Source organism: Methanobrevibacter sp. (assembly GCF_045539575.1).
In the GTDB taxonomy this organism is placed as follows: domain Archaea; phylum Methanobacteriota; class Methanobacteria; order Methanobacteriales; family Methanobacteriaceae; genus Methanocatella.
Map to the genome: position 1 here is coordinate 14,728 of NZ_JAZQFM010000075.1, position 26,067 is coordinate 40,794.

General features: G+C 33.2%; 31 protein-coding genes. 14 read left to right on the forward strand and 17 right to left on the reverse strand.

The features are described 5' to 3' along the window. The first annotated feature begins 11 nt into the window (after window positions 1-11). Complete coding sequence (locus tag ACKI30_RS09255) at window positions 12-722, forward strand: tRNA-dihydrouridine synthase (protein WP_407412054.1); 711 nt, start codon at window positions 12-14, stop codon at window positions 720-722. A gap of 73 nt (window positions 723-795) precedes the next feature. Continuing rightward, complete coding sequence (gene atwA, locus ACKI30_RS09260; protein ID WP_407411861.1) at window positions 796-2,397, forward strand: methyl coenzyme M reductase system, component A2; 1,602 nt, start codon at window positions 796-798, stop codon at window positions 2,395-2,397. 6 nt (window positions 2,398-2,403) lie between these two features. Here the strand turns inward: atwA and ACKI30_RS09265 are convergent, their stop codons facing one another. Together ACKI30_RS09265 and ACKI30_RS09270 are read right to left on the reverse strand one after the other, a co-directional pair. After that, window positions 2,404-3,096 (reverse strand): M48 family metallopeptidase, encoded by a 693-nt coding sequence (locus ACKI30_RS09265; RefSeq protein WP_407411862.1) that lies wholly within the window; start codon window positions 3,094-3,096, stop codon window positions 2,404-2,406. 34 nt (window positions 3,097-3,130) lie between these two features. Further along, the gene (locus tag ACKI30_RS09270; protein WP_407411864.1) at window positions 3,131-3,349 is read right to left on the reverse strand and encodes a hypothetical protein; all 219 of its coding nucleotides are present in this window, start codon (window positions 3,347-3,349) and stop codon (window positions 3,131-3,133) included. Between the two features lie 156 nt (window positions 3,350-3,505). On the opposite strand from ACKI30_RS09270, the gene ACKI30_RS09275 reads away from it, so the two are divergent. From ACKI30_RS09275 to hemA, 3 genes are read left to right on the forward strand one after another with little or no spacing between them, the layout of a single operon-like run. Then, window positions 3,506-3,988 carry a methanogenesis marker 9 domain-containing protein gene (locus ACKI30_RS09275; protein WP_295161883.1) on the forward strand — a complete coding sequence of 161 codons (483 nt, stop codon included), beginning with the start codon at window positions 3,506-3,508 and terminating at the stop codon, window positions 3,986-3,988. Between the two features lies 1 nt (window position 3,989). Beyond that, window positions 3,990-4,616: a bifunctional precorrin-2 dehydrogenase/sirohydrochlorin ferrochelatase gene (locus ACKI30_RS09280; protein ID WP_407411866.1), complete on the forward strand. Its 627-nt coding sequence runs from the start codon at window positions 3,990-3,992 to the stop codon at window positions 4,614-4,616. Next, the gene (hemA, locus tag ACKI30_RS09285; RefSeq protein WP_407411868.1) at window positions 4,606-5,805 is read left to right on the forward strand and encodes a glutamyl-tRNA reductase; all 1,200 of its coding nucleotides are present in this window, start codon (window positions 4,606-4,608) and stop codon (window positions 5,803-5,805) included. Before ACKI30_RS09280 ends, hemA begins: the two co-directional genes overlap by 11 nt. Here hemA and ACKI30_RS09290 read toward each other — a convergent pair whose 3' ends face one another. Continuing rightward, entirely contained in the window at window positions 5,806-6,930 is a 1,125-nt protein-coding gene (locus ACKI30_RS09290; RefSeq protein ID WP_407411870.1) for an AAA family ATPase, read from the reverse strand. An 89-nt stretch (window positions 6,931-7,019) separates the two neighbouring features. Between ACKI30_RS09290 and ACKI30_RS09295 the strand changes: the two genes are divergently transcribed. Both ACKI30_RS09295 and ACKI30_RS09300 read left to right on the forward strand, forming a co-directional pair. Then, the gene (locus tag ACKI30_RS09295; RefSeq protein WP_407411872.1) at window positions 7,020-8,087 is read left to right on the forward strand and encodes a metallophosphoesterase; all 1,068 of its coding nucleotides are present in this window, start codon (window positions 7,020-7,022) and stop codon (window positions 8,085-8,087) included. A gap of 54 nt (window positions 8,088-8,141) precedes the next feature. Beyond that, window positions 8,142-8,654: a zinc ribbon domain-containing protein gene (locus tag ACKI30_RS09300; RefSeq protein ID WP_407411874.1), complete on the forward strand. Its 513-nt coding sequence runs from the start codon at window positions 8,142-8,144 to the stop codon at window positions 8,652-8,654. A gap of 14 nt (window positions 8,655-8,668) precedes the next feature. On the opposite strand, the gene ACKI30_RS09305 is transcribed toward ACKI30_RS09300, so the two are convergent. Continuing rightward, window positions 8,669-9,508: a TIM barrel protein gene (locus tag ACKI30_RS09305; protein WP_407411876.1), complete on the reverse strand. Its 840-nt coding sequence runs from the start codon at window positions 9,506-9,508 to the stop codon at window positions 8,669-8,671. 35 nt (window positions 9,509-9,543) lie between these two features. After that, a complete protein-coding gene (locus ACKI30_RS09310) occupies window positions 9,544-10,560 on the reverse strand; it encodes a phosphorylating glyceraldehyde-3-phosphate dehydrogenase (RefSeq protein ID WP_407411878.1) in 1,017 nt (338 codons plus the stop codon). A gap of 172 nt (window positions 10,561-10,732) precedes the next feature. On the opposite strand from ACKI30_RS09310, the gene ACKI30_RS09315 reads away from it, so the two are divergent. Beyond that, a complete protein-coding gene (locus tag ACKI30_RS09315; RefSeq protein ID WP_407411880.1) occupies window positions 10,733-11,485 on the forward strand; it encodes an alpha/beta fold hydrolase in 753 nt (250 codons plus the stop codon). Between the two features lie 2 nt (window positions 11,486-11,487). On the opposite strand, the gene ACKI30_RS09320 is transcribed toward ACKI30_RS09315, so the two are convergent. The 5 genes from ACKI30_RS09320 to top6B form a co-directional block, all read right to left on the reverse strand. After that, entirely contained in the window at window positions 11,488-11,691 is a 204-nt protein-coding gene (locus tag ACKI30_RS09320) for a heavy-metal-associated domain-containing protein (RefSeq protein WP_330009265.1), read from the reverse strand. 30 nt (window positions 11,692-11,721) lie between these two features. Next, entirely contained in the window at window positions 11,722-13,587 is a 1,866-nt protein-coding gene (locus ACKI30_RS09325; protein WP_407411882.1) for a heavy metal translocating P-type ATPase, read from the reverse strand. Between the two features lie 60 nt (window positions 13,588-13,647). Further along, window positions 13,648-13,920, reverse strand: a complete 273-nt coding sequence (locus tag ACKI30_RS09330; RefSeq protein ID WP_292739250.1) for a metal-sensing transcriptional repressor — start codon at window positions 13,918-13,920, stop codon at window positions 13,648-13,650. 103 nt (window positions 13,921-14,023) lie between these two features. Then, on the reverse strand, window positions 14,024-15,121 hold the full coding sequence (locus tag ACKI30_RS09335) for a DNA topoisomerase IV subunit A (protein ID WP_292739252.1): 1,098 nt from the start codon (window positions 15,119-15,121) through the stop codon (window positions 14,024-14,026). Between the two features lie 9 nt (window positions 15,122-15,130). Then, entirely contained in the window at window positions 15,131-16,819 is a 1,689-nt protein-coding gene (gene top6B, locus ACKI30_RS09340) for a DNA topoisomerase VI subunit B (RefSeq protein ID WP_407412056.1), read from the reverse strand. Window positions 16,820-17,253: 434 nt separating this feature from the next. Here top6B and ACKI30_RS09345 point away from each other — a divergent pair, with 434 nt between their 5' ends. Together ACKI30_RS09345 and ACKI30_RS09350 are read left to right on the forward strand one after the other, a co-directional pair. Then, window positions 17,254-17,991 carry a hypothetical protein gene (locus ACKI30_RS09345; RefSeq protein WP_407411884.1) on the forward strand — a complete coding sequence of 246 codons (738 nt, stop codon included), beginning with the start codon at window positions 17,254-17,256 and terminating at the stop codon, window positions 17,989-17,991. Beyond that, window positions 17,984-18,193, forward strand: a complete 210-nt coding sequence (locus ACKI30_RS09350) for a hypothetical protein (RefSeq protein WP_407411886.1) — start codon at window positions 17,984-17,986, stop codon at window positions 18,191-18,193. The genes ACKI30_RS09345 and ACKI30_RS09350 overlap by 8 nt, the downstream gene beginning before the upstream one ends. Window positions 18,194-18,211: 18 nt before the next feature. Here the strand turns inward: ACKI30_RS09350 and ACKI30_RS09355 are convergent, their stop codons facing one another. From ACKI30_RS09355 to ACKI30_RS09365, 3 genes are all read right to left on the reverse strand, one after another. Continuing rightward, window positions 18,212-18,829, reverse strand: a complete 618-nt coding sequence (locus tag ACKI30_RS09355; RefSeq protein WP_292739259.1) for a KH domain-containing protein — start codon at window positions 18,827-18,829, stop codon at window positions 18,212-18,214. A 747-nt stretch (window positions 18,830-19,576) separates the two neighbouring features. Beyond that, window positions 19,577-20,140, reverse strand: a complete 564-nt coding sequence (locus ACKI30_RS09360; RefSeq protein WP_407411888.1) for a hypothetical protein — start codon at window positions 20,138-20,140, stop codon at window positions 19,577-19,579. Window positions 20,141-20,390: 250 nt separating this feature from the next. Next, window positions 20,391-21,332: a bile acid:sodium symporter family protein gene (locus tag ACKI30_RS09365; RefSeq protein WP_407411890.1), complete on the reverse strand. Its 942-nt coding sequence runs from the start codon at window positions 21,330-21,332 to the stop codon at window positions 20,391-20,393. A 299-nt stretch (window positions 21,333-21,631) separates the two neighbouring features. Here ACKI30_RS09365 and ACKI30_RS09370 point away from each other — a divergent pair, with 299 nt between their 5' ends. Both ACKI30_RS09370 and ACKI30_RS09375 read left to right on the forward strand, forming a co-directional pair. Next, a complete protein-coding gene (locus tag ACKI30_RS09370) occupies window positions 21,632-21,925 on the forward strand; it encodes a nucleotidyltransferase family protein (RefSeq protein ID WP_058739896.1) in 294 nt (97 codons plus the stop codon). Next, entirely contained in the window at window positions 21,915-22,250 is a 336-nt protein-coding gene (locus ACKI30_RS09375; protein ID WP_296852839.1) for a DUF86 domain-containing protein, read from the forward strand. The genes ACKI30_RS09370 and ACKI30_RS09375 overlap by 11 nt, the downstream gene beginning before the upstream one ends. Window positions 22,251-22,297: 47 nt before the next feature. Here ACKI30_RS09375 and ACKI30_RS09380 read toward each other — a convergent pair whose 3' ends face one another. The 4 genes from ACKI30_RS09380 to eif1A form a co-directional block, all read right to left on the reverse strand. Then, window positions 22,298-22,663, reverse strand: coding sequence for a hypothetical protein (locus ACKI30_RS09380; RefSeq protein ID WP_407411893.1), 366 nt, complete (start codon window positions 22,661-22,663; stop codon window positions 22,298-22,300). A 101-nt stretch (window positions 22,664-22,764) separates the two neighbouring features. Next, a complete protein-coding gene (locus tag ACKI30_RS09385) occupies window positions 22,765-23,067 on the reverse strand; it encodes a hypothetical protein (protein WP_407411895.1) in 303 nt (100 codons plus the stop codon). Between the two features lie 75 nt (window positions 23,068-23,142). Beyond that, entirely contained in the window at window positions 23,143-23,916 is a 774-nt protein-coding gene (locus ACKI30_RS09390) for a serine protein kinase RIO (protein ID WP_295162162.1), read from the reverse strand. Between the two features lie 25 nt (window positions 23,917-23,941). Further along, window positions 23,942-24,247 (reverse strand): translation initiation factor eIF-1A, encoded by a 306-nt coding sequence (eif1A, locus tag ACKI30_RS09395; RefSeq protein WP_292739265.1) that lies wholly within the window; start codon window positions 24,245-24,247, stop codon window positions 23,942-23,944. Between the two features lie 107 nt (window positions 24,248-24,354). Between eif1A and glp the strand changes: the two genes are divergently transcribed. Together glp and ACKI30_RS09405 are read left to right on the forward strand one after the other, a co-directional pair. Beyond that, on the forward strand, window positions 24,355-25,578 hold the full coding sequence (gene glp, locus ACKI30_RS09400; RefSeq protein WP_407411897.1) for a gephyrin-like molybdotransferase Glp: 1,224 nt from the start codon (window positions 24,355-24,357) through the stop codon (window positions 25,576-25,578). Window positions 25,579-25,604: 26 nt separating this feature from the next. Beyond that, window positions 25,605-26,066, forward strand: coding sequence for a GyrI-like domain-containing protein (locus ACKI30_RS09405; RefSeq protein WP_407411899.1), 462 nt, complete (start codon window positions 25,605-25,607; stop codon window positions 26,064-26,066). Window position 26,067: the final 1 nt, after the last annotated feature.

Consider the following 26,067-nt stretch of genomic DNA (forward strand, 5'->3'; position numbering starts at 1 on the left):
TAGTTGCACCTATGGCGGGGATAACTAACTCTGAATTTTTAAATAAGGTTATTCCGTATGGTTTTGATGTAGCTACTTTAGGAGGATATAGTCTTGATGCTCCAACAATTGAAGCAAGCAAAAAGATCATTGCAAGGGGAAGAAAAGAGTTTGATTTTCATTTAGATGAAATTTTTTCCCATATTGAAAGTGAAGTTGCTTCAATTAAAAAGATTCACAGTGATGTAAAAGTGTCTGCTAATGTGAGAGCAACAACTCCTCAACCAATTATTGAAGTAGGTAAAATAAAAGATTTGGATATTGTTGAAATTAATTGTCATTGTCGCCAAAATGAAATTTTGGATATTGGTTGCGGACAAGAAATGTTAAAAAGACAGGATTTGGGAGATTTTATCTCTCAAGTTGTTGATCATGTTGATTGCGAAGTTTCAGTTAAAATCAGGGCTAATGTCGATGGAGTAAATACATTGGATATTGCCCATATAATTGATGATGCCGGTGCAGACTATTTACATGTTGATGCTATGAAAAAAGGGGTATTTGATGCTGATTATAATCTCTTAAGAGAAATTTGTAATAATGTTAAAATCAAAGTAATTGGAAATAATTCTGTAAATTCAATATCAAATACTCAAAAAATGATTGAAACTGGTGTAAATGGTTTTTCAATAGCTCGTGGAGTTATTTCTGGTAATTTGGACTTTGATATTTCTAATTTTTAAGATTTTTAAAACAATTGTTATTAGAAAACATTATAAATGGTTTTAAATAAAAATTATTTCAATAGGTGATTTCATGGATTTTATAACTCTTAAGAATATTACAAAAACTTTCGATGGCGTTGATGTTCTTAAAGATATTAATTTGAAGATTGACGAAGGAGAAACTTTGGGAATTTTAGGACGTAGTGGAAGTGGAAAATCTGTTTTAATTAACATGCTTAGAGGTACATTAGATTACAAGCCTGATGCAGGTCAAATTTTAGTTAATGTTGCAGTTTGTCCTGATTGTTTGGCTGTAGATTCTCCATCTCATACTGGTGAAAAATGTAGTTGCGGTGGAACTTTAGAAGCACGCGAAGTAGATTTCTTCAATGCTGAAAGAAAATTATTCGCAAGTATTAAAAGAAGAATTTCCATCATGTTGCAACGTAACTTTGCTCTTTACGATGAAGAAACCGTTATTGAAAATGTAATGAGAGCAATGCCTGATGATCAGGAATACGAAGACAGCATTTATGAAGCATTGGAATTATTAGAAATGGTTCAAATGAATCACAGGATAACTCACATTGCTCGTGATTTAAGTGGTGGGGAAAAACAGAGAGTTGTACTTGCAAGGCAATTAGCTAAAAATCCAATGATGTTTTTAGCAGATGAACCTACTGGTACATTGGACCCACAAACCGCTGTAAAACTTCACAATACATTGAAAGAAGGAGTGAAAGATGAAGGAATCACCATGTTAATCACTTCTCACTGGCCAGAAGTAATGATTGAACTTGCAGATAAGGTAATCTGGTTAGAAGATGGTCAAATTAAAGAGGAAGGAGAACCTCAAAAAGTTGTTGATGAATTCATGGCAACTGTACCGATTCCTAAAAAACCAGAAATTCCTGAATTCGGAGAACCTGAAGTAGTTCTTGAAGATGTTAAAAAACATTATTACTCCATTGAACGTGGTGTTGTAAAAGCTGTGGACGGTATAAGCTTAACTATTAATAAAGAGGAAATTTTCGGTATTGTAGGATTAAGCGGTTCCGGTAAAACAACCACAACCAGAATGTTGATGGGATTAACCGAACCAAGTAGCGGTAATATCGAAATCAAACTTGGTGATGAATGGATTGACATGACTAAAGTAGGCCCTCTTAACCGTGGCCGTATCATGCCATATATTGGTTTATTACACCAAGAATATTCCTTATATCCTCACAGGACAATTTTAGGTAACTTAACTGATGCTATTAGTTTAAATTTACCTGCGGAATTCGGTAAAATTAAAGCTATTCACGCATTAACTACTGTTGGATTTACCGATGATACAGCAGCTAAAATTTTAGATAAATATCCTGACCAATTAAGTGTAGGGGAAAAACACAGGGTTGCTCTTGCTCAAGTTTTAATTAAAGAACCTAACCTTATTGTGTTAGATGAACCTACAGGTACTATGGATCCGGTTACTCGTGTTGTTGTAACTGACTCTATCTTAAAAGCTCGTACAGAATTAGAACAAACATTCATTATCATTTCTCACGATATGGACTTTGTTTTAGATGTATGTGACAGGGCTGCTTTAATGAGAGGAGGTAAACTCCTGGACATAGGCACTCCTGAAGAAATTGTTGATAAATTAACTGTAGATGAAAAAGAAGATATGCTTAAAGAAAATAGATAATTCTTCTTATTCATTTAATCTTTTTTTTATTTCTTTCCAATTTGGACAAAATTTGTCCATTAATTTTTTAAAATTTTTTCCATGGTTGAATTCAATCAGATGGCATAATTCATGTATCATAACATATTCCAAACATACAGGGTCTTTTTTTGCAAGGTTTAAATTTAAAGTAATTCTCTTGTCATGATATCTGCAATTTCCCCAGTTTTTCATCTTTCTTATTTTTACTTCAGACGGAGTTCTGCCCACTATTTTTGTGCATTTATCTAAAACAGGGGGGATTGCTTTTTGCATCTCCTGTCTGTAAAATTCATCCAATATTTTTTTTCTTTTTTCAATAGTGCTTCTTTTTGGTACTGGAAGATAAATCATTGATTTTTCTTCATCAATTAGAACCTGTTTGACACTATCATTTTTAATTAGGTGTAATTCGTATTCTTTTCCCCATACATAATGTTTTTCACCATTATCATATTTCAATGGGGCTTTTATGTCATTTTCCTGAATGTATTTTTGTTTTTTTAAAATCCAATCCTTTTTGGATTTAATAAAATTACTAATCTCATCATCTGATAAAAATAGTGGTGCGCTTACCTTAACTTCTCCGTTAGGCGGCAATATGCGCAGATACATATTTTTAATATTTTTACGCTCTAATGTAATGGTAATGTTTTCTAGGGTTATGGTTTCTTTTTTCATTTTAATCAAAAATTTGAATAAGGTTTTTAAAACCTTATTGTGCCATTGGATCAAATCCAAATACTTTTTTCGCAAGTCCAAATCCAATTGGATATATGATTATATTTATTAATAAATATGCTGTTACCCATCTCACAGGCCACAAATAGAACAGATATTCAAACGGCATTCCCATAGGCAATCCGAATATTGCTGCCATGATGAAACTCATCATCAGGCTTATGAAGAATGCAGCAGGGTTCCAAAGTCTCATGTATAACCTCCATTATTTTCTTTTTTATATTAATTAATTTGGGGTTTAAATATGTTTGTATAAAAAAGGTTATATATTCATAGTTAAAATAAATTATATTATTATTTTATATTTATTAAATTAGGTGAAATGAATTTATTTTTTCGGAGGTTTATCATGACTTGGGAAGATGCACCATCTCATATTTGTAGAGGGGGAGATGTAAGAGGATTAGCATTTTGTTGTCCTCCAGTAAAACCATGCCCAGTATTAAATGCTTTACAGCAAGTAAATTTAACTCCACGAGAGTACATAGAAATTAAAACTCAATTTGCAAAGGAAACTAGATTAGGCGAAGGAGCAGGAACTTGTTTTGGTTCACTTGTATGGTGTTGTAAGCCATCAAAACCATGTCCATTAAGAGACATGACTTTAAGAAATATGGGGATGAGTCATGATGAATATTTGGACTTGAAAAAAGAGTTATCAGAAAGGTTAGTTGGTGTTCAAAAGCCGGATCCTGATGAAAGGGCTGAGGCTTTGGCTGAAACATTCCATGTATCAAAACTTGAAGCAATGAATGTCTTGACTGAATGCAATAATGATTTAAGGGCTGCTGTAAAAGTATTGCACGCAAGATCTATTGAAGACTCTGATTAAAATGGATTGGACTTCTCTTTATTATAAAACTTCTAATTTGAATGTTTTTATATTGGGCGCTGGTGAAGTTGCAACAAGAAGAGCCAACAAATTTCTCGACCATGGGGCTAATGTGAGACTGGCGGGAAATAATTTATCCGAAGAGCTGGAGGATAAAGGGGCTGAATTATGCTCCACTCACAATGTAGATGAATTGGTTGAGTGGGCGGATTTGGTCGTTGTTGCCAGTGGAGATAATGAGTTGTCCGATTATGTTTCAAGGATATCCTGCGATAAATTATTGAATCGTGCAGATTATCCTTATGAGGGAAATGTTATTGTTCCAACAAGCTTTAAAATTGGGGATATTGAAATATCTATTTTTACTAATGGAAAAAGTCCATTGATGGCTCGTCAATTAAGAAAAAAAATTCAATCAATAATCACTGAAGAGGACATTTTGGAAATTGAACTTCAGGATTATGCTCGTTCTCTTTTAAAAGAGTCTATTGACGACCAAAAGGAAAGAAGAGAATATCTTTATCGGATATTTGAAGATGAAAAAATTAACGAGTTTATTCGAAATAATCAGATTGATGAAGCAAAAGTTTATATTGATAATTTGATAGGGGATTGCAGTGATACTTAATTTAAGGGTTGACCATAAGATGGCGGATATTCAGTCCATGGAAACTATTTCAAAAGACATGGATGAGTTGTTTTGGAAGTTGCAGGAAAAATATTCTATTGGGGAGTATATTGAAATTTCTACATGTAATAGGAAGGAATATTATATCAAAAATGATTATATTCCTGAAGATGAGGAATTATTGTCTCATGAAAATCAAAGCATCATTATAGAATACGGTGAAGCTGCGGTTATGCATCTTTTGAGAATGACTTCAGGGCTTGAATCAATGATAGTTGGTGAAGACCAGATTTTGGGCCAGGTTAAGGATGCAAAACATAAGGCAGTTAAAAACCGTCACTGCGGACGTGGCCTCGACACTATTTTCACAAAGGCCATTCATGTAGGTCAAGTTGTCAGAAACAAGACCAATATTAATAAGGGTTCAGTTTCTATAGGTTCTGCAGCTATTGATTTGGCGGAAAAACATATCGGATCTCTCGATGATAAATCTGTTCTGGTTATTGGTGCCGGAAAGATGGGTAAATTGGTTGCCAAAGCACTTGCAGAGAAAGACTTGAATGCTATTTTTGTTGCAAACAGGACCTATTATGTTGCAGTTGAGCTTGCTAAAGATTTGGGAGGGCAAGCTATCTTATTTAATGAATTGGAAAAATACTTGGCTACTGCTGATGTAGTAATAAGTGCAACAAGTGCGCCTCATGCAATAATTACTAAAAAACGACTTGAAGATATTGAAATGGACTATGAAAATATCATGATGGTCGATATTGCAAATCCTCGCGATATTTCTGAGGATGTAGGTGAACTTGGTGTAAAATTATTCAATATTGATGATTTAAGGGAAATTGCAGACATCAATACTCAACTTAGAATTAAGGAATTTGGTGAGGCCGAAAACATCATTGCAGATGAGTTCATTTTACTTAAAGAATCACTTAAAATAATGGAAGTTGATGAGATGCTTGGTAATTTAAGAGCATCTATGGAAGATATAAGACAACGTGAAACTAAAAAAGCATTGGTTAAGTTGGCTGATGTAGATGGTAGTGCAAAAATTTTAAATAATTTAACAAATTCCATTGTGAACAAAATCTTTTTTGATATTTCTAAAAATGTTAAGGATGCTGCAAAGGATGAAAACAAGGAAATCATTGCAGCTGCCGAATATTTGTTTAATTCAAAATAATTATTCAAACATTCCTTTTACATCATTGTTTTTTACTTTGCCTGCTTTTATGGCATAGTCTATATTTTCCATTCCGATTATGTCACTGTCGTTAGCTATTGTATTGTGAAGAGCGGTCTTGAGAATTTTTTCCTTGATGTCTCTTCCGGACAGTCCTTTGGTTAGCTTTACAATTTTTTCTAAATCTAAATCGTATTCTAATGGAATGGTTTTAAGATTATTTTCCAAAATCATTAACCTTTCTTCATCATTAGGCAATTTAAATTCTATTTCCTCTTCAAATCTGCTTCTGACTGCAAAGTCAAGACTTGTAGGATTATTTGTTGCACCAATGGTTATAACTGCCTCATTTTCACTTATTCCGTCCATTTCGGTTAAAAGTGAATTTACAATTTCAGATACGTCTCCTCTTAGGGATTGAAATGACCTGTGGAGTGCAATAGCATCAATTTCATCGATAAAAATTATTGATGGTGAATTTTCACTGGCTTTTTTAAATAAATCATGTATTTTAGATGCACCGTCTCCGACGTGGTCACCTATCAATGAAGTTGCTTTAATTAAATACAATGGAACTTCAAGCTCGTTGGCAAGTGCTTTTACAAGCATTGTTTTACCGGTACCTGGAAGGCCGTAAAATAAAATATTTTTTGGAGCCCATGGTCCAAAACTTTCAGGGTCTTCAAGATATTTGGTAATGACTTTAACTTTATTTTTGGCGTTAGTCTGTCCAACGATATCTGTTAGAGTAATGTTTGATTTAACTTGATTGTTCTCTTTTTTGGTGTTTAATTCATCAGTAATAAGTTTTATTTTAGTGTTTTCAGAAATTATTGAGTTATTCGGTTTTGCAGATACAATTTCAAAACCGTAATCAGGAATAATTTTTTGATCAAATAAGTGTGAGTTTTCTTTCACAACTAATCCCAACCACTGTTCGCGTGCATATTCTTCAAATAATTCATGATTTTTGATTTCAAAGTCATCTTCCATCATATTGAAATCAAAAGGATAACCCACTGGCTTTAAAACTACACATTGCGCATATTCCTTGTTGTCCTTTTCGATTTTTGTTGGTTTTTGGTTAGTTGTTTTCAGTTCTACTTTTTTGTTATCGCTTTTCAAAAACTCACCTCCACATTTTTTTACACAGTAACATATGTTTTAATTGTTTAAATAGTTGATGGGATATAATAGTTATGAGGTAATTTTTCATGAGTTTTAGGACCAAAAGAGTATTATTCATCACTCCATTTTACATGATTTTTCAGTTCTTTTTGTTGAAATATCTATTTTTACTTTTGGGAGATGTGTCTGATGGTCATCTGATAATTTTAACTATTCTGCTTGGTTTGATTCATTGCATGCCGATGTTTTTTGAGGCAAAAAAATCAACTTATTTGGGCAGATTGCTCTCAACGATAGATGGTATTTGGATGTGGGCATCGGTGATGTTTTTAATAGACATTGTGGTTATTTACATTATTGGCACATTTATAATGCTTCCAAAAATTTTTATTTATTGTTTGTTGGCTATTGTGCCGGTTTTAGGCATTTATAATTACTATAAAGCCCATCATCTGGTTGTCAATGAAAAAATTTTGGAATTGGATAATTTGACTAGGGATTTTAACATCGTACATTTGTCTGATGTTCATTTCGGGTCTGTTCGCCATAACGAAATCATTCACCAGATTGTCTCTAAACTAAAAGAGCTTGAAGGCGAATGTGACTTGGCAATAATTTCCGGAGATTTGGCAGACGGTTCATCAGTTGTGGAGGAAAACGATTTAATTGAGTTTAATGATGTGGATATTCCCATAATATTCACTCCTGGAAATCATGATTTCTATCCTGGAATTGAAAGTGTCATAATTGCATGTAAAAATGCAGGAATTATTGTTTTGGATAATGAAAGCAGGGAATTTGACTGTTTAAACATTTTCGGACTAACATACAGTATTGAGGATAAGGATATTCCAAAAATTGACAAATCATTAGTTAAGCCTGGATTTGTAAACATTATTAATTATCACGTCCCATATTATTGGGAAGAATTTTCCAGACTGGGTTTTGATGTTCAATTGTCTGGCCATACTCATGGAGGACAGTTTTATCCGGCTGTAAACTTTGCAGAAATGATGTTTAAGTATAATAGGGGTTTATTCAAAAATGATTTTGGCAAGTATCTGCATGTCACAACAGGTGTCGGTTCAATGGACACTCCGATGAGATGGGGAACCGACAGTGAACTCGTAGTTTTAAGGCTGAAAAAGAAGTGATTTTGTGCTTGTGGGCTAAAATTTATTATATGTAAAAATTCTAATTATAATCATATGGATATTGAAGATAATCACAATCATTTTTGTATTTACTGTGGAGCCAGAATTGATGTTGGACAAAATTTCTGCTCTGAATGTGGAAAACCGGTATTTAGAAAAGAAGTTAAGGTAAAAATAATTCCTTCTAAATACATGGATAAGATTAGTCAATTGGAACAGGATTATGACCTAAAACAAGGTAGAGCCAAGGAATTGGTTGAAAAACAGTTTGATCCGAATCATTTGGCTTATGAAAAATTCATGAATTCCATTAACAAGTCCAATAATTTATTTTCAACACAATTGGATATTGCAAAAAAGATGGCTGAAATGGATTTAAATGAGAGTCCATTTGTCGAAAAGGAAATAGAAAAAAAGCTGAAAACCCTTCAGGCATTCATTGATAAGATGGAAGATTTGATAAATGAATTGATTATCCATATGAGCTCAAATAAAGAAGATGGCACTGACATTAACAATTTATTTAGTGATATGGATGATTTGATCGATTCTGTAAAAGATTATTAAGAAACAATTTAAAATTATTTCTTCATATCCTCATATAGTTTTTTCATTTTAAGTGAATCCTCATCTCTTAGTGGGGTTTCACAGATAATATTTGCATTCCAACCATTATCTATCAAAACAGATAATAAGTCCTCAATATGCGGTCCATAATCATCGCTTTCAGCTAGTGTGTGATGCTTTACTTCACCGCCCTGACCATACTCGATTGTTGTAAAGTGACAGTGCAGTATGTCAATATCCAAATTATCTTCTATTGTTGAAAATATGCAATTGTAATCTTCTTTTTTGTTTAAAAACCCACGGCCTCTTGCATGAACATGTGCAAAATCGATTGTAGGCTCAAAGTGATCAAATGTGGCACAGAGTTCAACAACTTCACCAACGTTACCGAGCTGTGTTCTTTTTCCGGTGGTTTCGGGTGCGAAAGTAAATTCTTCAATGCCTTCTGCTTCAAGTTCTTCAAATAATCTGTTGACAGTGTTTTTGGATATTTCCATGGCTTTTTCCGGCTTACGGTTCAGGTAGGCTCCAGGGTGGAAAACTAACCTGTATGCTCCCATCCATTCCCCTGCACGGGCGGCTGCTATTAAATGACCAATGCTTTTTTCAAGTTTGGATTCCTCTTTGGCGCATAAATTTATGTAATACGGAGCGTGCATTGATACCAGAATGTCATGCTTTTCAGATTCTTCCTTTAATGTATTTGCAGAAGTTTCACCAATTCTAACTCCATATGGGGATTGATATTCATATGAGTTCAATCCTTCTTCAGAAATATATTTTGGCGCTTTATATGCTGCACCTTTATAATTTATAGGACTGCCTGCAGGTCCAAAAAGTACATTATGTTTCATTTAAATCAGTTAAAAAAAATAGTAAAAAAGGGAATTTAGAATATTCCCATAGCTTTGTTAGTTTTTGCAATTGATTTTTCGTTGTCACTTTCCATTTCTAATAGTGCACGAATTGCATCAATGTTTTCTGGAATTACGTCAGATTCTTGGTGGACTGCTTGCATGTAGAACAATTCATTTCCAACGACATTAATGGATTCTCTCCAAACTGGAATTTCGTATAAGTCATTTCTGTTTCTTCCAAGTTCTTTTGCATATTCCATTAACTCAGCGGTGGAACCTAATCCTTCTTCTGCAGAAACTACAAGTACTCTGGAACGTTTTTCTAAAGCTTCAATAATTTCTTCGGTTTCAACGTCATTGTTGATTTCAACCATAATGTTGTGTTGGTGCATTAAAGTGGTAGGTACGAGCAATGCCATGGTTGTCACATCAATTCCGTTCATAACGGTTTTCACGTCAGGACCGTGGTGAGATGGTACTTTTGGAGGATTTGGAACAATAGCATTGATTGGTCCTTTTTTAATTTCTGATGGGTCTGATCCTCTTCTAACCATTACTGCTCTTACTTTTTTGATGTCTGCAATAGGATCAATTGTAGATAATGTACGGGTGAGTCCGGTAGTGTTACATGAAACTACACGGGTGTAATCTGCACCATAGGAGTCATCATAATTGGAAATAGCATTAAATGAAAGGCCGGTTAATTCATGATCTTCTCCACCTTGATAAATTGCTTTAACGCCTGCTTTTTTATACATTTCAAGGTTTTGCGGTCCGATACTTCCTGGAGTACAGTCAACAACAACATCAGCTTCTTGTATCATGTCCTCAACGGTACCTGCTATTTCAATTCCAGCATCTTTAAACATTTGTTCTCTTTCTGGAATTCCGATGTATAAAGGATAGCCTTTTTCTTCAACTGCAGTTCTTGCTTCGTAGTTTGGTCTAGTTTTACTTACACCAATAACTTTCATATCATCTTGAGCAGCTACTGCGTCAGCTACTCTCTTACCGATGGTTCCATAACCATTAATTGCAACAGTTTTCATTTTAATCCCTTTTTAATTATAATACTTAAATATTATATGGATTAATCTCTGTTTTTCAAATTATATATAATTTGATATTTTTAATGGACTTGTAAAAACTAAGATTTGCCTTTATCTTTGAAATTAAAAATTTCAAATAAAGGTATTTATAATGAGTATTATAATATATTTTATGAATTATAAAATTGAGGGAAATGGTGATGCCTTACTTTTCATTCATGGACTTTCAGATAATTTGCTCTACTGGGAAGTTTTAGCCGCCCATTTAAAAAAAGATTATACTGTTATAAGAGTTGATTTAAGGGGTCATGGTGAATCTGAACTTGGAAGCGAGGAAATTTCAATCAGTTCCTATGTGGATGATTTGAAATGTCTTTTAGATGAATTAAATCTTAAAAACTTTAATCTGATTGGCTTTTCTTTAGGTGGAGCAATTGCACTTGATTTCACAATAAAATATCCTCAATTGGTTGATTCTCTTATTTTGATGTCCACTTTTTTCAAAGTTAATGAACATTCAGCAATGATGTTTGATGAATTTAAAAAAGCATTGAATATGGGATTTGATGAATTTTTTGATTTTATGTTGCCTTTGGTGCTGTGTCCGAATGTCATTGCGGATAATAAAGAAGAACTGGAAATGCTGAAACAAATCAGTTCACCATCTGCCAATGTTGAAGCGTATATTGCCGCTGTTGATGCCTGTTTGAACTTTGATGCTGAAAGTGGTTTGGCCAGTATTGTAGTTCCAACATTAATTTTGGCAGGCCAATATGATGAGATATTTCCTGTGGATATGCAAAAAGAGTTGCAAAACAAAATTAAAAATTCCAAATTGATTATTCTTGAAAATTCAAAGCATAATCTTCTTGTCGGGAAAAATAATGAAAAAATAATAAATATAATAAAAAAAGAAATTAAGTAGAATTATTCTACTTTGAATCCTGCTTCTTCAACAGCTTCGTTAATGTCTGCATCACTTACGTCGCCAGACATAGTAATTTTGGTAATTCCAGAATCTAAATCTGCTTTTGCATCTTCGATTCCGTCAACATCTTTTAAACAAAGTTCTACAGCATTTACACATGATGGGCAGTGCATGCCCACTACTTTGATTTCTTTTTCAGCCATAATTAATCACCTTATTATCGATATATAATATTATGTAATGGATTTATTTAAACTTTTAGTCATGCCTAACTTTTTAGCTTTTTTGTAATCTTTTTTTGATATTTTGTATTTGATTAATGATGTTGAATAAATGATTACAATTACTGATCCTAGATTGTGTATTAATGCTCCTTCAATAGGATTTAACATTCCGAGAATCGCTAATCCCATGGCGGCAATATTCAATATCAATGCAAATGCAATGCTGAAGTTTATTGTTCTGATAGTTTTTCTTGCAATTCCAATTAAGTGGGGAATATCTTCAATGTTATCGTTAATCAAAGCTATATTCGCTGCTTCAACACTTACATCACTTCCAATGCTGCCCATTGCTATTCCCACATTTGCCTTTTTGAGAGATGGCGCATCATTTATGCCATCGCCGATCATTGCAACTTTATGTTTTAATAATTGTTCTTCTTTAATGTAGTTGGTTTTATCTTCAGGCAAGCAGTTTGATTTAACATTTCTAATTTTTAATTGTTTTGCAATGTAATTTGCGGTTTTTTCATTGTCTCCTGTAAGTAATGTTGTTTTGATTCTTAATCGTTTAAGATTTCTTATTATTCCTTTTGATTCGTTTCGTATTGTATCTGCGAGTAGGATTTTTCCGATATATCTGTTATTTTTGGCAACATATATTGGTATTTCACCGCTTTCAGGTTCATGTTCTTTAGTTAATTCAATTTTTTCCAGTTCAAACAGTTCTTTATTTCCGGCAATTACTTTAAAACCATCTATTGTTCCGCTAATTCCTTTTCCAATATGCATTTTAAAGTCATTGACTTGCGCTAAATTGTTTTTATTGTAATGATTAACTATGGATTTGGCTAAAGGGTGCTCGGATTGGGATTCCAGTGATGCTAGAAGATACATCATCTCTTGAGGATTATCTGAAATGATGTTAATTACCTTTGGCTTGCCGTATGTTAGTGTTCCTGTTTTATCAAACACCATTTCATCAACCTTTGCCAGTTCTTCTATGGCTTCTCCATCTTTTACAAGAATGCCGTATTTAGTTAGATTTCCTATTGCGGCCATGATTGCAGTGGGTGTTGCAAGAACCAATGCGCATGGGCAGAATACCACTAAAATTGTGACTGATCTAATTATTTCAAATGTGAATAAATATGTAAGAATTGCGGCAGTAAATGCAATAACTACAATTAAAGTTGCCCATTTGTCCGCTTGACGAACTATTTTTGCATTTTCAGGTTTGGAGGATTCAACCAATCTTATTAATTTTTGAAGAGAACTCTCCTGGCTGACTTTTGTGGATTTCATTGTAAATGATCCGTAAAGATTGATTGTTCCGCTGTACACTTCATTATTTGCTGTTTTATCGACTGGCAGTGATTCTCCTGTTAATGTGGATTGGTCAATTGATGTTTCTCCGCTGACAATTATTCCGTCTGTAGGTATGCTTTCTCCGGGAAGCACTTTTAAGATATCTCCGACTTGTACATTTTTTACAGCTATTTTTTCTTTGACTCCATTTTTTATTCTTGTTGCTACTTGAGGTGACATTTTAACAAGTTCTTTAATTTTTCCTTGTGTTTTGTTAACTGTGTATTCTTCCAAGAATCCTCCAATTGCCATGATGGTTGCAATTTCACCTGCTGCAAATACTTCACCTATGATTATTGATGCAATAATTGCAATTGAAACGAGCAAATCTGCCTTAATGTCAAATTCAGTTATCAAACCTTCTATACATTCCTTAAATATAGGTATTCCACAAAGTATAACTGCAATCCATGCGATGTAATCGAGAGATAGAGTGAAACTTGCAGCTACACTTATTGTGGAGATTACTATAAGTAGGATATCTACTTTTTCATCCCTTGTAAAATTCATATTAAACAGCCCCAATAGTATAGATATACCCCATAGGGTATAAAGTTATTTTAAAAAAAATTAAAGTCTGGAGTAATATTCCAAAATTGAAGTAATGTCACTTATCGCTTCATCAGAATCTTCATCTTCAATAGCCTGTTTTACACAGTGTTCTAAGTGTCCTTCAACAATAATGTGTCCGACTTTATGTAATGCTGATTTTGATGCATTTACCTGCATTAAAATCTGTTCACAGGGAATATCCTCATCAATCATTCTGTCAATTGCATTGATTTGTCCGATGATTTTCTTGAGTCTCCTGTGTAAATTGTCACTATCCATACATTCTTTCAAAATAACACATCCTATACCTATGGGGGTATATGAATCTTATAGTATATAAATGTTATCTTGAAAATATTTTTAAAAAAATAAAAAAAGGAGGAAAGGTTCAAGACTATGCTTGATTTTCCATTTCTTCAAATTTAGCTGGGAAGTATGTGTCTACAACATACTCAAGCCCATATTTTGAGAAAGATTGCTGTTCTGCTTTCTTACCGATTTTAAGCATTTTCTTAATTTCTGTTTGCCAGAAATCACCTTTATACCTTGGGTCTTTTGAAAGCTCTTTCAATCTCATCACGTCAACATCTTTCAATTTGTCTGTTGGTAAGTCGTAATTGATGATGTCTGATGCTGTTACTCCGATAAATTTAGCGTCAGGAGTAGCAAGCTGATCGTTAACGTGAGCTAGTTTTGCACTTCCGGAAATAATTACCTGTGCAATGTGGAATCCCCAAGGGTCTCCGTCGTTACAAATGTAGACCGGTAAGCCAAGTTCTTCATTAACTCTTTTAATGAATCTTCTTGTTGCACGAGCTGCCTGTCCTTTAAGACCAACAATCAAACAGTTAAATCTTTTATGAGCATTTTCTTGAACTAACCTGTGGAACATTCCCATTGTTTCCACAGCCAATACTTTGTCTACATTGTGGTCGAGGAATTCTACCTGGTCAATTGTTGGAGAAATTGTATACCCGGATTTTCCCATTTTTGCTGCATTAATTTCCACTTCATCCAATAGTGTGATGTCTCCGTAAACTGATGCGCCGTCTTCTTCAGGCATTAATCCTAAATCCTCACGGGTTACCCCTAATTTCACTTCAAGGTCTTCACCCACAATGTTGGATTCCTGTTGTGTTTTAAAGCTGATTCCCCAACCTTCAGAAACGTAATACATTTCCCTGATGGTAGCTGTTTTTTCTCTTGCAACTAAATCTTTACAGAAATTTCCTACATAAACCATTTGACCTAATTTTCTGATTTGTTTTACATTTCCTAAAGATCTTCTTCCATACCTGTCACCTAACTCGTAGTATCTTTTTGCATCATTGAAAACAATGTTTCCAGTACCACGGGATGGAATTTTAAGACTAGGCACTTTATTTTTTTCAATGTCTTCGATAATTTCTTGACCTAATCCTTTTAATTTATTGTAGGTGTATTGTTTTCTTTCTTCTTTATGGGATTTTCCACTTTTTGGTTTGTCTGCCATCTAAATCACCTAATCTTCAAAACCGTCTTCAACATCATCTTCCTCGAAGTTATCTAATGCGGATTGGCCGTCTTCAACAGCATGTCCGAATTCATCAACTTCTTCCATGATGATTGCATCAAGTTCTTCTTCCTCTTCTTCTTCCACTTTCTCACCAAGTAACTCGGCAAGAGCCCTTTTAGTAACCTTTACAAGAATGTCCTGATATTCAGGAACTCCAGTTTCACCAAGTTTTGCAGCTTCTTCAATAATTACCGGTACGTATTCTTCAAATACTTTTGAACGTTTTTCTTTTTCTTTAGCTGCTCTTTTAGCTCTTAAGTGTTTTTGTAATTTACGAGCTAGTTTCATGGTTGCTTGTCTGATTTCATGGACAATTTCAGGTTCAGGTGAAACACTTTGTTTACCTGTTGAAAGGTACGGTACCTGAGTTGAGATAATGTTTACAAATAAAGTTAATGGGGTGTTGTCCATGTCTCTTAATCCGTAACGTTTCCAGTCGATACTTTTGAGCGCTTCTGTGATTGCACAGCTTCCTGCATCGAAAGTTAATGGAACTCTGTTAGCGAATCTCATGATTTCAGATTTTCTCTGTTCGCTTACGACTCTTCCTGCTTCCCCACCGTATGCGAGGCCTGCTTCAATAATGAATGAGACACCACCTGCATAGGTTACAGGTTTTCTTGTAATTGTGGTAACAAATTCAGGTTTAAGGATTTGTTTCATACCTTTTTCAATTTGTTCAGATCCGATTGGTATAAGTCCGTCTGTTGGAGGTGCCATGAATTTCATTTTCTTAAAGCAGTGAACGATAGCTTCCGCTTCCTGGAAGGTCATGGCTTTTGGACGTTTATTCATGTCAATTCCAGTGATTTCTGCGATTTCATCAACTCTTTTTGCGGACATTCTGGACATTGATGAAGTTAACATGCTTTTATATCTTCTACTGTCTGTGTTTTTAGCCATTGTCATTAAGTCGTCAGCGCTTACACCTTTAGGGTGAGGTAAAACTTCTTTTGGTTGTACTGGAACTACGTCAGCTGCTCTTTTAAAGATATATTTGTGTCCGGATGGGTCTCTGAATGTGATTTTTGCGTGAGGGTTTCCAATCATGGTTCTTCTGATGTATTCGAATGCACCTTGTTCTGCAAGGGAGTATGAAACCTCTTTGAATTGCAATTCAATACATACTCCTGTACTTTCAGCAGGATAATCCTCTCTTTCCATTAAAATTCCACGGTTGTTTTCTACATCCATTTGGAATTTCATTTTCATTCCTTTGATTTCATCTCCATCCTTGTAACAGGAGATTACGCGAGCAGGCTTACCTGTAGTCATCTGTGATAATAGCACACATCCACTACAACCTAAACCTTGCTGACCTCTGGATTGAATGTTTCTGAATTTAGATCCTGCAAACATCATACAGTATACTTGCATTACATAGTCTTCAGGAATTCCCGGTCCGTTATCCTTATGTCTTAGGATATAATGTTCTTTGTCGACACGCTTCAATTCGATGTCGATGTCAGGCAATATTCCGGATTCTTCACATGCGTCAAAACTGTTTGTAATCAATTCGTGGAAAACAATAGTTAAAGAACGGATTTTACCTGTAAATCCAAGCATCTGCTTGTTTTTTCTAAAGAACTGTGATGGGGTTAATCTTTGAAAATCCTCTTCCCAATCAAGTCCCATTTGTTGTTCTTGAGCCAAAATTTTTCCTCCTTATTTTAATATGTTTAAATTTATTATAATGGATATATTTAAATTAAATCAGAGAGCATTTGAAAAGTAATATTCATACCCTACCCTATCTAACTTGTTTAAATATGTGGTAAAATAATAATTTAAAAACATGTAGAAAATATAGTATTTGTACTATGTTATCTATATATGTTGGTTGAAGTATATAATAGTTTGCTATATTTTGCATAATTTTTATAGCTATCTTTCATTAAAATTGATTTAACTTTGTAATATTTATTTGATTCTGTTTTAGGAAGTTAATAAGATTTATTTTTGAAAAACAATAAAAAGTTGTATGGGTTTGTAATATTGTAATAACTTCATAAAATTGTTTTAATTTAAAACTGACTATTTTAAATAATTTAAATTATAAATCAAGGGGTATGATTTCAAAAAATAGTATTAACAATATTGTTCGTAAACTTCACCTTGATGGGTTCATTGAATCGCATAAGATGTTGCTGAGAGATAATCGTGGGGGATTTTTAATTCCATTTGAAGTTAAAATAACAGACAAGGAATATGAAAGATACAGGCATCTTCCAATTGACTGGTCACTTTCACCCATAACAAAAGAGGATTTACCTGAGGAATTTTCTGAAAAAGCTGTTAAAACAGTTGACATATTTAGAAGAAAAACTATTGGTTTGAATTTTGAATGTTTAATTTACTTTGATATCGATAATGGTAATATTATTTCATGTAATTTTGCTGATAAAGATAATCCCGATAAAGTTTCAAGCGATATATTTTCTGATGTTTTAACAAATATGAGCATTGCATCAATTCATAATCATCCCATTCAATATTATTCGCCGCCCTCCGGTAAAAATTTTGAGATGTTAGGTTTAGATTTTGAAGAGTATGAAATAATTGTATCTAAAAATGAGTTATGGATTTTAGAATCAAAAGAAATTATTTTTACTGATGGGGAAATAACGGCTATTCGTCATAAAGCTAAAGATTTTTTCGTTTCAATTTCTACTGATATGAATATTGAATTTAAAAATGGTTATCAGACTATTGATGCAATTGATAAGTTATATGGTGATTTCTTGTTAAATTATTTAAACAATAATTATGATAATATTAATTTAAGTAGGAGGTATTTAGATGGGTGAGCCTGTGGATTTGGGTAAACCGACTAGAGTCACAAGGGATGGAGGATACAGTAAATTAAAATCTATTTCTTCAAGAAATAGATATGAATCAATAAATGTTGTAGAAAATTCTAGTAAATATAAGTTAAAAGAAATTTTTGCTGAAATTGATATAGTTGTTAATCCTGAAGCAATGACTTATCTTTTCTTTAATAATAAGTAATATTTAGGAGAAATACTCCTAAAAATCTTTTTCATCGAAGTCGATTCCATCCTTAAATTCGATTTTATCGTCTTCGATTCCGACTAAATCCTTGAATTCTTTCATTTTTAAAGTTTCCTTTTTATGTTCTAAGAATCCATAGACTGACTTGTGTCTTGATCCGTTTAAAATCATTTCAATTGCTTCTTTTGCAATCATGATGTTATCCATCTCACCAATCAATGAAACGGTTTTACCATACACTGCCATGTCCACTTCGGCCATTTCCATTATTATTTCACGTGTTTTTCCATCTTTTCCGATGATTCTACCTTTATATCTTGCAAGGGCCTTTTTGGATTTTCCTATGTATAACGGTAAGCTTAACACTTCCAGATAAATGTCATCACTAACTAATTTTAAAGCAATTTCAGGATTGAATCCACGAGCTACCGCTTTTACAATGTGATTTGCATTCCACACGCCTAATGGGTCTTCCATATCTTCTCTAGGTGTAATGTAAACTGTACCATCATCACTGTCAATATCTAAAATGGTTCCGGTAGCATTCTCAATGGATTTTTTGACTTTTCCATTGCTTCCGATTAATGCCCCTACTCTGTTTTGAGGTATTTTCAAATAATCTGTTTCCGGCATTTTATCACCTTTTATTTAATTAGAATTAATAATATTTATTTAATTTTAAATTTTTAAATGTTTTTGTTAAAAAGAATATTATTTAAAATTTAGAATAGGTCGGTAATTAACTTTACGGATTTTTTATAAAAAAAGAATCTGTTATTATAGCACTGGACGTGTTTGGTTTCCAGTGCTATTTGGTATTTGGATTAATGTTTAGATTTGCTTTAATATCCGTGTTGTGCTTGTTGGATATTAAGAACAAATTGATATTGAGGTTTTAAAATGGTTTATTTTTTCATAAAGTTATAACAATTTGTTCATTGGGTGGTAATCAACAGGTTCGGTTCCTAAAGGTTTTGCAGCTTCTGAAATGAACATATCAGTTTGAGCTAAGTAATATTTTCTTTACATTGCCGAATTGCTTTTGAAAAACTCAATTAATTCAATTAGTCATATTAAATCATGATTATTAAAAAATATTTTAAATTTGAAGAGATATTTCTAAAATAAGAATTTTATTTTAATTTTCAATGCTTTTAACTGATTTAAATTGATAAAATTTTTTGTTTCATGCTATTAAAACAAGTAACTTTTGAATTAAATTCCTAATTCGTGTTAAAAATATATTACAAAAAATAGCTTTTTAGAATAACATGGGTTTGAGATCATAATTTAAATTTTCACATGATGTGGCTGTAATCAATAGGATAAAAATAGAATGAATAAATTCTGGAAAAATAATAAAAAGAGAAATAAAGATAATTAGAATGCTACTGGTGTAACACCATTATCTTTATTGAAATTGGTTAATTTTGTCATCAATGCTGTATTGTTAATGTTACTTGCATCTTTAGCCCAAAATACTACTGTGTATTGTTCTCCGCCGTGCTGTACGACTTCTACAATACCGTGTTCAGCATCATCCACGTCGGTGAAAGTAGCGGTATTGTCGGAATTTTTGGTAATCTGCATATCATCACGGATGCCGTTGTATACGTTGCCGCTATTTTGAATAACGTAATCGTCATCATAATCATGATCATAGATGTCGTCATAGTCATGGTCATACGCGTCATCATAGTCGTATCCGTCATCATCGTAATCATAGTATCCGTCGTCGTCATAGTCGTAGTATCTAGCGCCATTGGCGTTTTTGAAAATTGATACTCCGGAATCGCCATTGTTGTTCACAAATGCTGAATTTATATCAGTGTTGTATGAGCTGTTGTATCCATCTACTTTAAAGTCATTTATGCTTGCTGCACAGACACTTCCAATCAGAAGTGACGTCACAATTAGTGCAAATAATATTTTTTTGATGTTCATTTTTGTTACCTCCAAAATTATTTAATTTAAATTCCCGAAACAATTCTGTTTTTAAAATTTGTTTCTGTAAGACAATTAATTCTTTGAAAAACTTATTATATAAAGTTTTTCGAATGTAAGTGCTCACTTGCATCGTTTTATGGCGATTAATTAGATTATAATTGGTTATTTTAAAAATTAAACTCTAAAAAAGGAGGTTATAGATTTTTGGCACTAAATACATATTATGAATAAACTTGTATTCCTGCCGTTAGGATTGATATTTTCTGAATGCATAGGCAAGAATTGATCCTGCAAAATTCTGCCAGACTGAATAAAGCGCTCCTGGAACTGTTGCCTGGGCAAGGTTTGGGAAATGAGTTTTTGCAAGGCTTGTTGACAAGCCTGAATTTTGAAATGCCAGTTCGATAGCTACTGTGACTGTCTCTTTTCTATTCATTCCTGCAAGACGTCCAATTCCAAACCCAAGTGACATTGCAATGATGTATTGTAGAGCGATGACAATGAGTATTATTGTTGATGAAGTTAAAATTGCTTGTTTGTTGGCTCCAATCACTCCCGCAACAATTAAACAAACTACGATTGATGATACTGTAGGCAAATAATGTTTTAATTTATCACAAAAGTCAGGGAATAAGTAATTCAAGAGTAAACCTAAAATTATTGGAACAATCACTATTTGGACAATTGAAATGAACATGTCTGTAGGATTGAAATGAATTCTATTGCCTATTAACAATAATGTGATTAATGGAGTTAATATTGGTGAAATTACGGTGGATACTGCAGTCAAAGAAACGGACAATGCCACATCTCCCTTTGCAAGAAAAGTAATGACGTCTGATGCGGTTCCTCCAGGAACTGTTCCAACAAGAATGAGTCCGACTGTCAAAGCGGTATCAAGAGAAAATGCCCTTGCAAGAACAATTGCTATAAGTGGCATTACGATATATTGCGCTGAAATTCCAACCCCAATTGCCTTAGGATTTTTTAACACATTAATGAAGTCATCTGTTTTCAGTGTGGTTCCCATTGTAAAAAGAACAACACTTAAAAGTAAATTAAGAATATTGATGCCATTATATTCACTTAAAACCCATTTGAATGAATTAGGATAAACTAAAGAAATAGCTACTGCCACCAATATTATTATAAAAAAATATTTTTCAATAACGTTAAAAATCCCTTTCATATCTTCAATTTTTGATTTTGAACATTAAAAATGTATTGACTGTATAATCAGTAATTCGGTTGGCAATTGAGTTGTCTGATTTGAGGTGATGTTAATTTAGTTGATTTTTGAGGAATATATTTAAAATTTTGGGCTCACATATTCCGTAGAAAAGATGTTTTACTCACGTCTCGGTATAACATTTTTCTGTAATGAAGTTTGGATTAATTGTTTAATTAATTTTCTCCATAAAAAAATATTTATTTAATATAAAATTAAAATTAAATATTAATTAGATTAATTTTCATTAGGTGTTTTTAATGATATTTACAATTGAAGAAATCACAAAAAGAACCATTCCAATTGCCATTAAGCATGGGGTTAATAGGTTATGTCTTTTTGGATCTTATGCTAGAAATGAGGCAAGTGACGACAGTGATTTGGACTTCATCATGGATGATGGGGATGTGACTTCTTTAATTAAATATATGTCTTTTGTTCAAGACTTGGAAGATGAATTCAAATGTCATGTTGATTTGGTTTCATCATGCAGTCATAATAAGGAATTTTTAAACAAAATCAAAAAAGATGTGGTTATAATCTATGAACGCTAAAGATGAAAAACATATTAAGAAAATCATAGAATACTGTGAAGCAACAGCAAGTGATATTGAGTATTTTGGTGATGATTTTAATGAATATTTGGCCAATGACCATTACCAAAGAGCATGTGCTTTTAACATTATCCAAATTGGAGAGTATATTGGTAGATTGTCCGATGAGTTCAAAGACCAGCATCCAGATATTGCTTGGAATAGTTTAAAAGCAATGCGGAATATTCATGCTCATGATTATGAAAATGTTATTGAACATCTGGTTTGGGAAACTATGAAAGTGGAGCTTCCAGAACTTAAGGAATACTTAGAAAAATTGTTATAATATATTTCTAGATTAAAAATATTTATTTAAAATTTGTCAATTGGTTTTTAAATTATAAAAATGCGCAATATTGCGAGAATTACAGCTATTAGTATATATAATTTTATTGTACCTCTCCAGCTTCTAAGATTAAATGGCAATATTTTATCCAACAAATCTGGGGATAATAACAAGAATAATGCGGCTATTAAAAATATTGATTGCAATAAGTTGGATGTAAAATATGATGAAACTAGAATGTCTTTTACATAGTCAGTTAAACATATTCCAATTAATATGCTTATTGGAAATCCAATAAAATAATAAATTATAGGATTATATCCTAATGTATTTTCATAATGGATGTTTCCCAGTTCATCTTCTTTTTTGACACGGCAATTTTCATCATCAAATACATTAAGTCTCAATAACATGAAAAGTAATGGTATTTGCTGTGATAAAAACATTATGGCTGCATTAATAGGGCCTTGAGTTTTTAGATTTGGATAAAAGAATATTAGTGAAAGAGCTAAATTTAGATACCTATAAAATAAAATACAACTTGATAACTCATTCCGATATGATATTTTGAAACTAAACCATATTTTCTATCAAACCAATCTCTTTTATAAGTAAAAATTGCCATAAGTGCACTTATTATAGTAAAAGAAAATATTGTGAAGAATATGTTTGTTGGATTTATTGAGGATATCAGAATCGAAGCGACTATTCCTCCAACAAAACTTAAAATAAAAACTACTATTGAATATATTTTAAGTTCTTCAGAATCTAAAAGCAACCATGATTTGTTAATAATTGAAAAAAAATTGTTAGTCATTTACTAAATCCCCATTTTAATAATCAATAAATGTAATCTTTTTTTTACCAAAATGGTATTTGTAATTATTTATATTTAAAATTTTGGGCTAACATATTCCCAAACTTCTTTAAAACTAGTTTCAACGCCAAGTTTGGTATATTCACGAACAAGAGTGTTTATGTCTCTTTCAAGAAGCTCTTTAGAAATAGGATTGTCCAGTACGACGGACTGTGAAACATCAATGATTACTGGTTCTTCATTCAAATTTAAGATATTGTAGTTGGATAGGTCTCCATGAACTAGTTTTGCCTCATTTACAAATAGTTTTAATTGCACAAGCAATTTGTTCCAGAATTCATCTGGATTTTGTGGTGGCTGGTTTCTGACTGGTTGGGCAGGATTTCCGTTTTCATCGCCAATGAATTCAATCAGCAATACATTGTTTGCACTGGTAATCGGTTTGGGTACGGTAACGCCTGCATCATATAATCTTGTCAGGTTCTTGAATTCCTTTGTAACCCATGAGTATATGATTTTCCTTTTGTTTTTGGTTTTAACGTTAAATCTCGGATCGCCTTTAAGATAGTAATCCATCTTTTTAAAATCAGAAGTTGCAATTCGGTATATTTTAACTGCAATGAACTTTTCATCATCGGTGATTCCAGTTAAAACATTAGCCTCTTTGCCGGTACTAATTGCACCGTTTAAAATATCAATATGTCCCTGATTAGCTAATTTGTATAATGTTTCCAATGTTATTTTATCAAAAACTTCATTTCCGGTTTTTCTCTCTGAATTGTCTTTTCTTCTTTTTTCAGAGTGAATTTTCGCATGTTTTTTATCTGCTTTAGCTACTTTAGGGTCCATTTATATCAAAAAATAAGTAGTAAGACTACATTTTTAAGTAGCCTTTTCTTTCAAGCCAGTTGGATTCTGTTTTTGTGTATCTCCAAATTACGTCTGCTTTTTCATCGGCTTGGAAGTCCCATGGTTTTACAAGGATTACGTCTCCTTCACGAATCCAAATACGTTTTTTCATTTTTCCAGGGATTCTGGTCATTCTTATGTTTCCATCAGCACAGCGAACTTTTAGTTTTCCGTGTCCCATGATTTGTTCAACTACTCCAGGTATTTCTCCTTTTTTAGGAGTTCTTACCCTTCTGTACTCTTGTTGATTATTGTTATTAGGTCTTGACAAATACTCTCCTCCAAAAAATATAATAATTTCTCATTAGATTAAATTATTTATATATTTATTGATATATTATATATTAATTTATTGGATAATATATAAGAGAGATAACTATGGGAACTGAATTTTTAAAAATAAAGGAATGCGATGAGGCAATCGATATTATTCAAGATTTATTTGACAAGAACTTGACTGCAGAAAGTGAAGAAATAGCAGTAACTGAATCTTACGGCAGAATATTATTTGAGGATGTTTACTCAAGAATGGATTTCCCTCCATTTGATAAGGCATTGAAGGATGGTTTTGCAATTCTTGCTGAAGACAGTTTCGGCGCATCTGAGGAATCTCCGAATACCCTGGAAGTCATCGACTTTTTGGAAGCAGGTTCAATCACTGATAAGAAAGTCGAAAAAGGCAAATGCATTGAAATCAGTACCGGTGCGGCCATGCCTGAAGGTGCTGAAGCTGTAGTGATGGTCGAATACGCGGAAAAATTGGATGGAAAAGTCAATTTGCTTACAACCGCAACACCTTCACAGGATGTTGCCAAAAAGGGATCTGACATTGAAGAAGGCAATCTGATTCTTAAAAAAGGGGACTTTTTAAATCCTGGAAAAATCGGTGTTTTGCTTTCACAGGGTTTTGAAACTATTGAAGTTTATAAAAAACCGACAGTTGGTGTAGTTTCATCAGGTAATGAAATCACACTTCAAGGTGAAGACCTTCCATTTGGAAAAATCTATGATGTAAATGGTGGTATGATTAAAAACGATGCAATTTCCTGCGGTGCGGATGCAAAATTCTTGGGAGTAATGAGGGACAACTATGATGAAGTCAAGGAAAAAATCACAGAATCCTTAAAGGATGTTGATGTCTTGTTGTGTTCCGGCGGAACCTCTGCAGGCCTTGGTGATGTCCTGAAGCATGTTCTCGATGAGCTTGGTGAAGTCTATATTCACGGAATTTCAGTTCAGCCTGGAAAACCTACAATCGTAGGGGTCATTGACGGCAAAATTGTCATAGGACTTCCGGGCAATCCTGTATCTGCCCTGATGATATTCAACGCATTTGTGGCAGAGCCTCTAACAAGACTTGCAGGAATTGACAAGGACTTTGAACTTGAAACCATAAAAGGTAAAATTACTAAAAGAATCCATTCTCAAGTTGGAAGGATGCAATACCAACTGGTTAAGGTCGATGGAGAAAACATTCAACCTATATTCAAGGATTCAGGAGCAATCTTTTCACTTTCAACTGCTGACGGCTATGTGAAGATTCCGAAATTAGTCGAGTTGGTGGATGAAGGTGAGGAAGTAGAAGTTTATTTATTTAATTAGGATTAAAATTAATGTAAGGTGTAATTATGGATTATGAAGTAAAAGTTATTCCAGAACAAAAATTAGGAGTAATTAACTGTAAAACTCCAATTGAAGATTTAGGAATATTTCTCTCTATATTAATGGGTTGGGTTGATGCAGAAGAGATAGAAACTGAAGGAGAACCATTCATTGTTTATTTCTCACCACGACATGAAGTAAATCAAGGTGATGTAGTTTATGATGTCAGCATTGCAATTAAAGGGGATGCTGATGAAACCGACAGAATCCGTGTTGTTGACATGATTGAAAATAAGGTATTGGCAGCAAAGCATTTCGGTTCAACTGACACAATTATGGACACTTATGCAGAGCTTGTTGAAGTTGCTCAAAAAAATCACTATGACATTATCGGATCACCTAAGGAAGTTCTAATAAAAGGTTTACATAACTGTGACAATGAGGATGAGTTCATAACCGAGATTCAATTGCCTATTATTGAAATGTAGT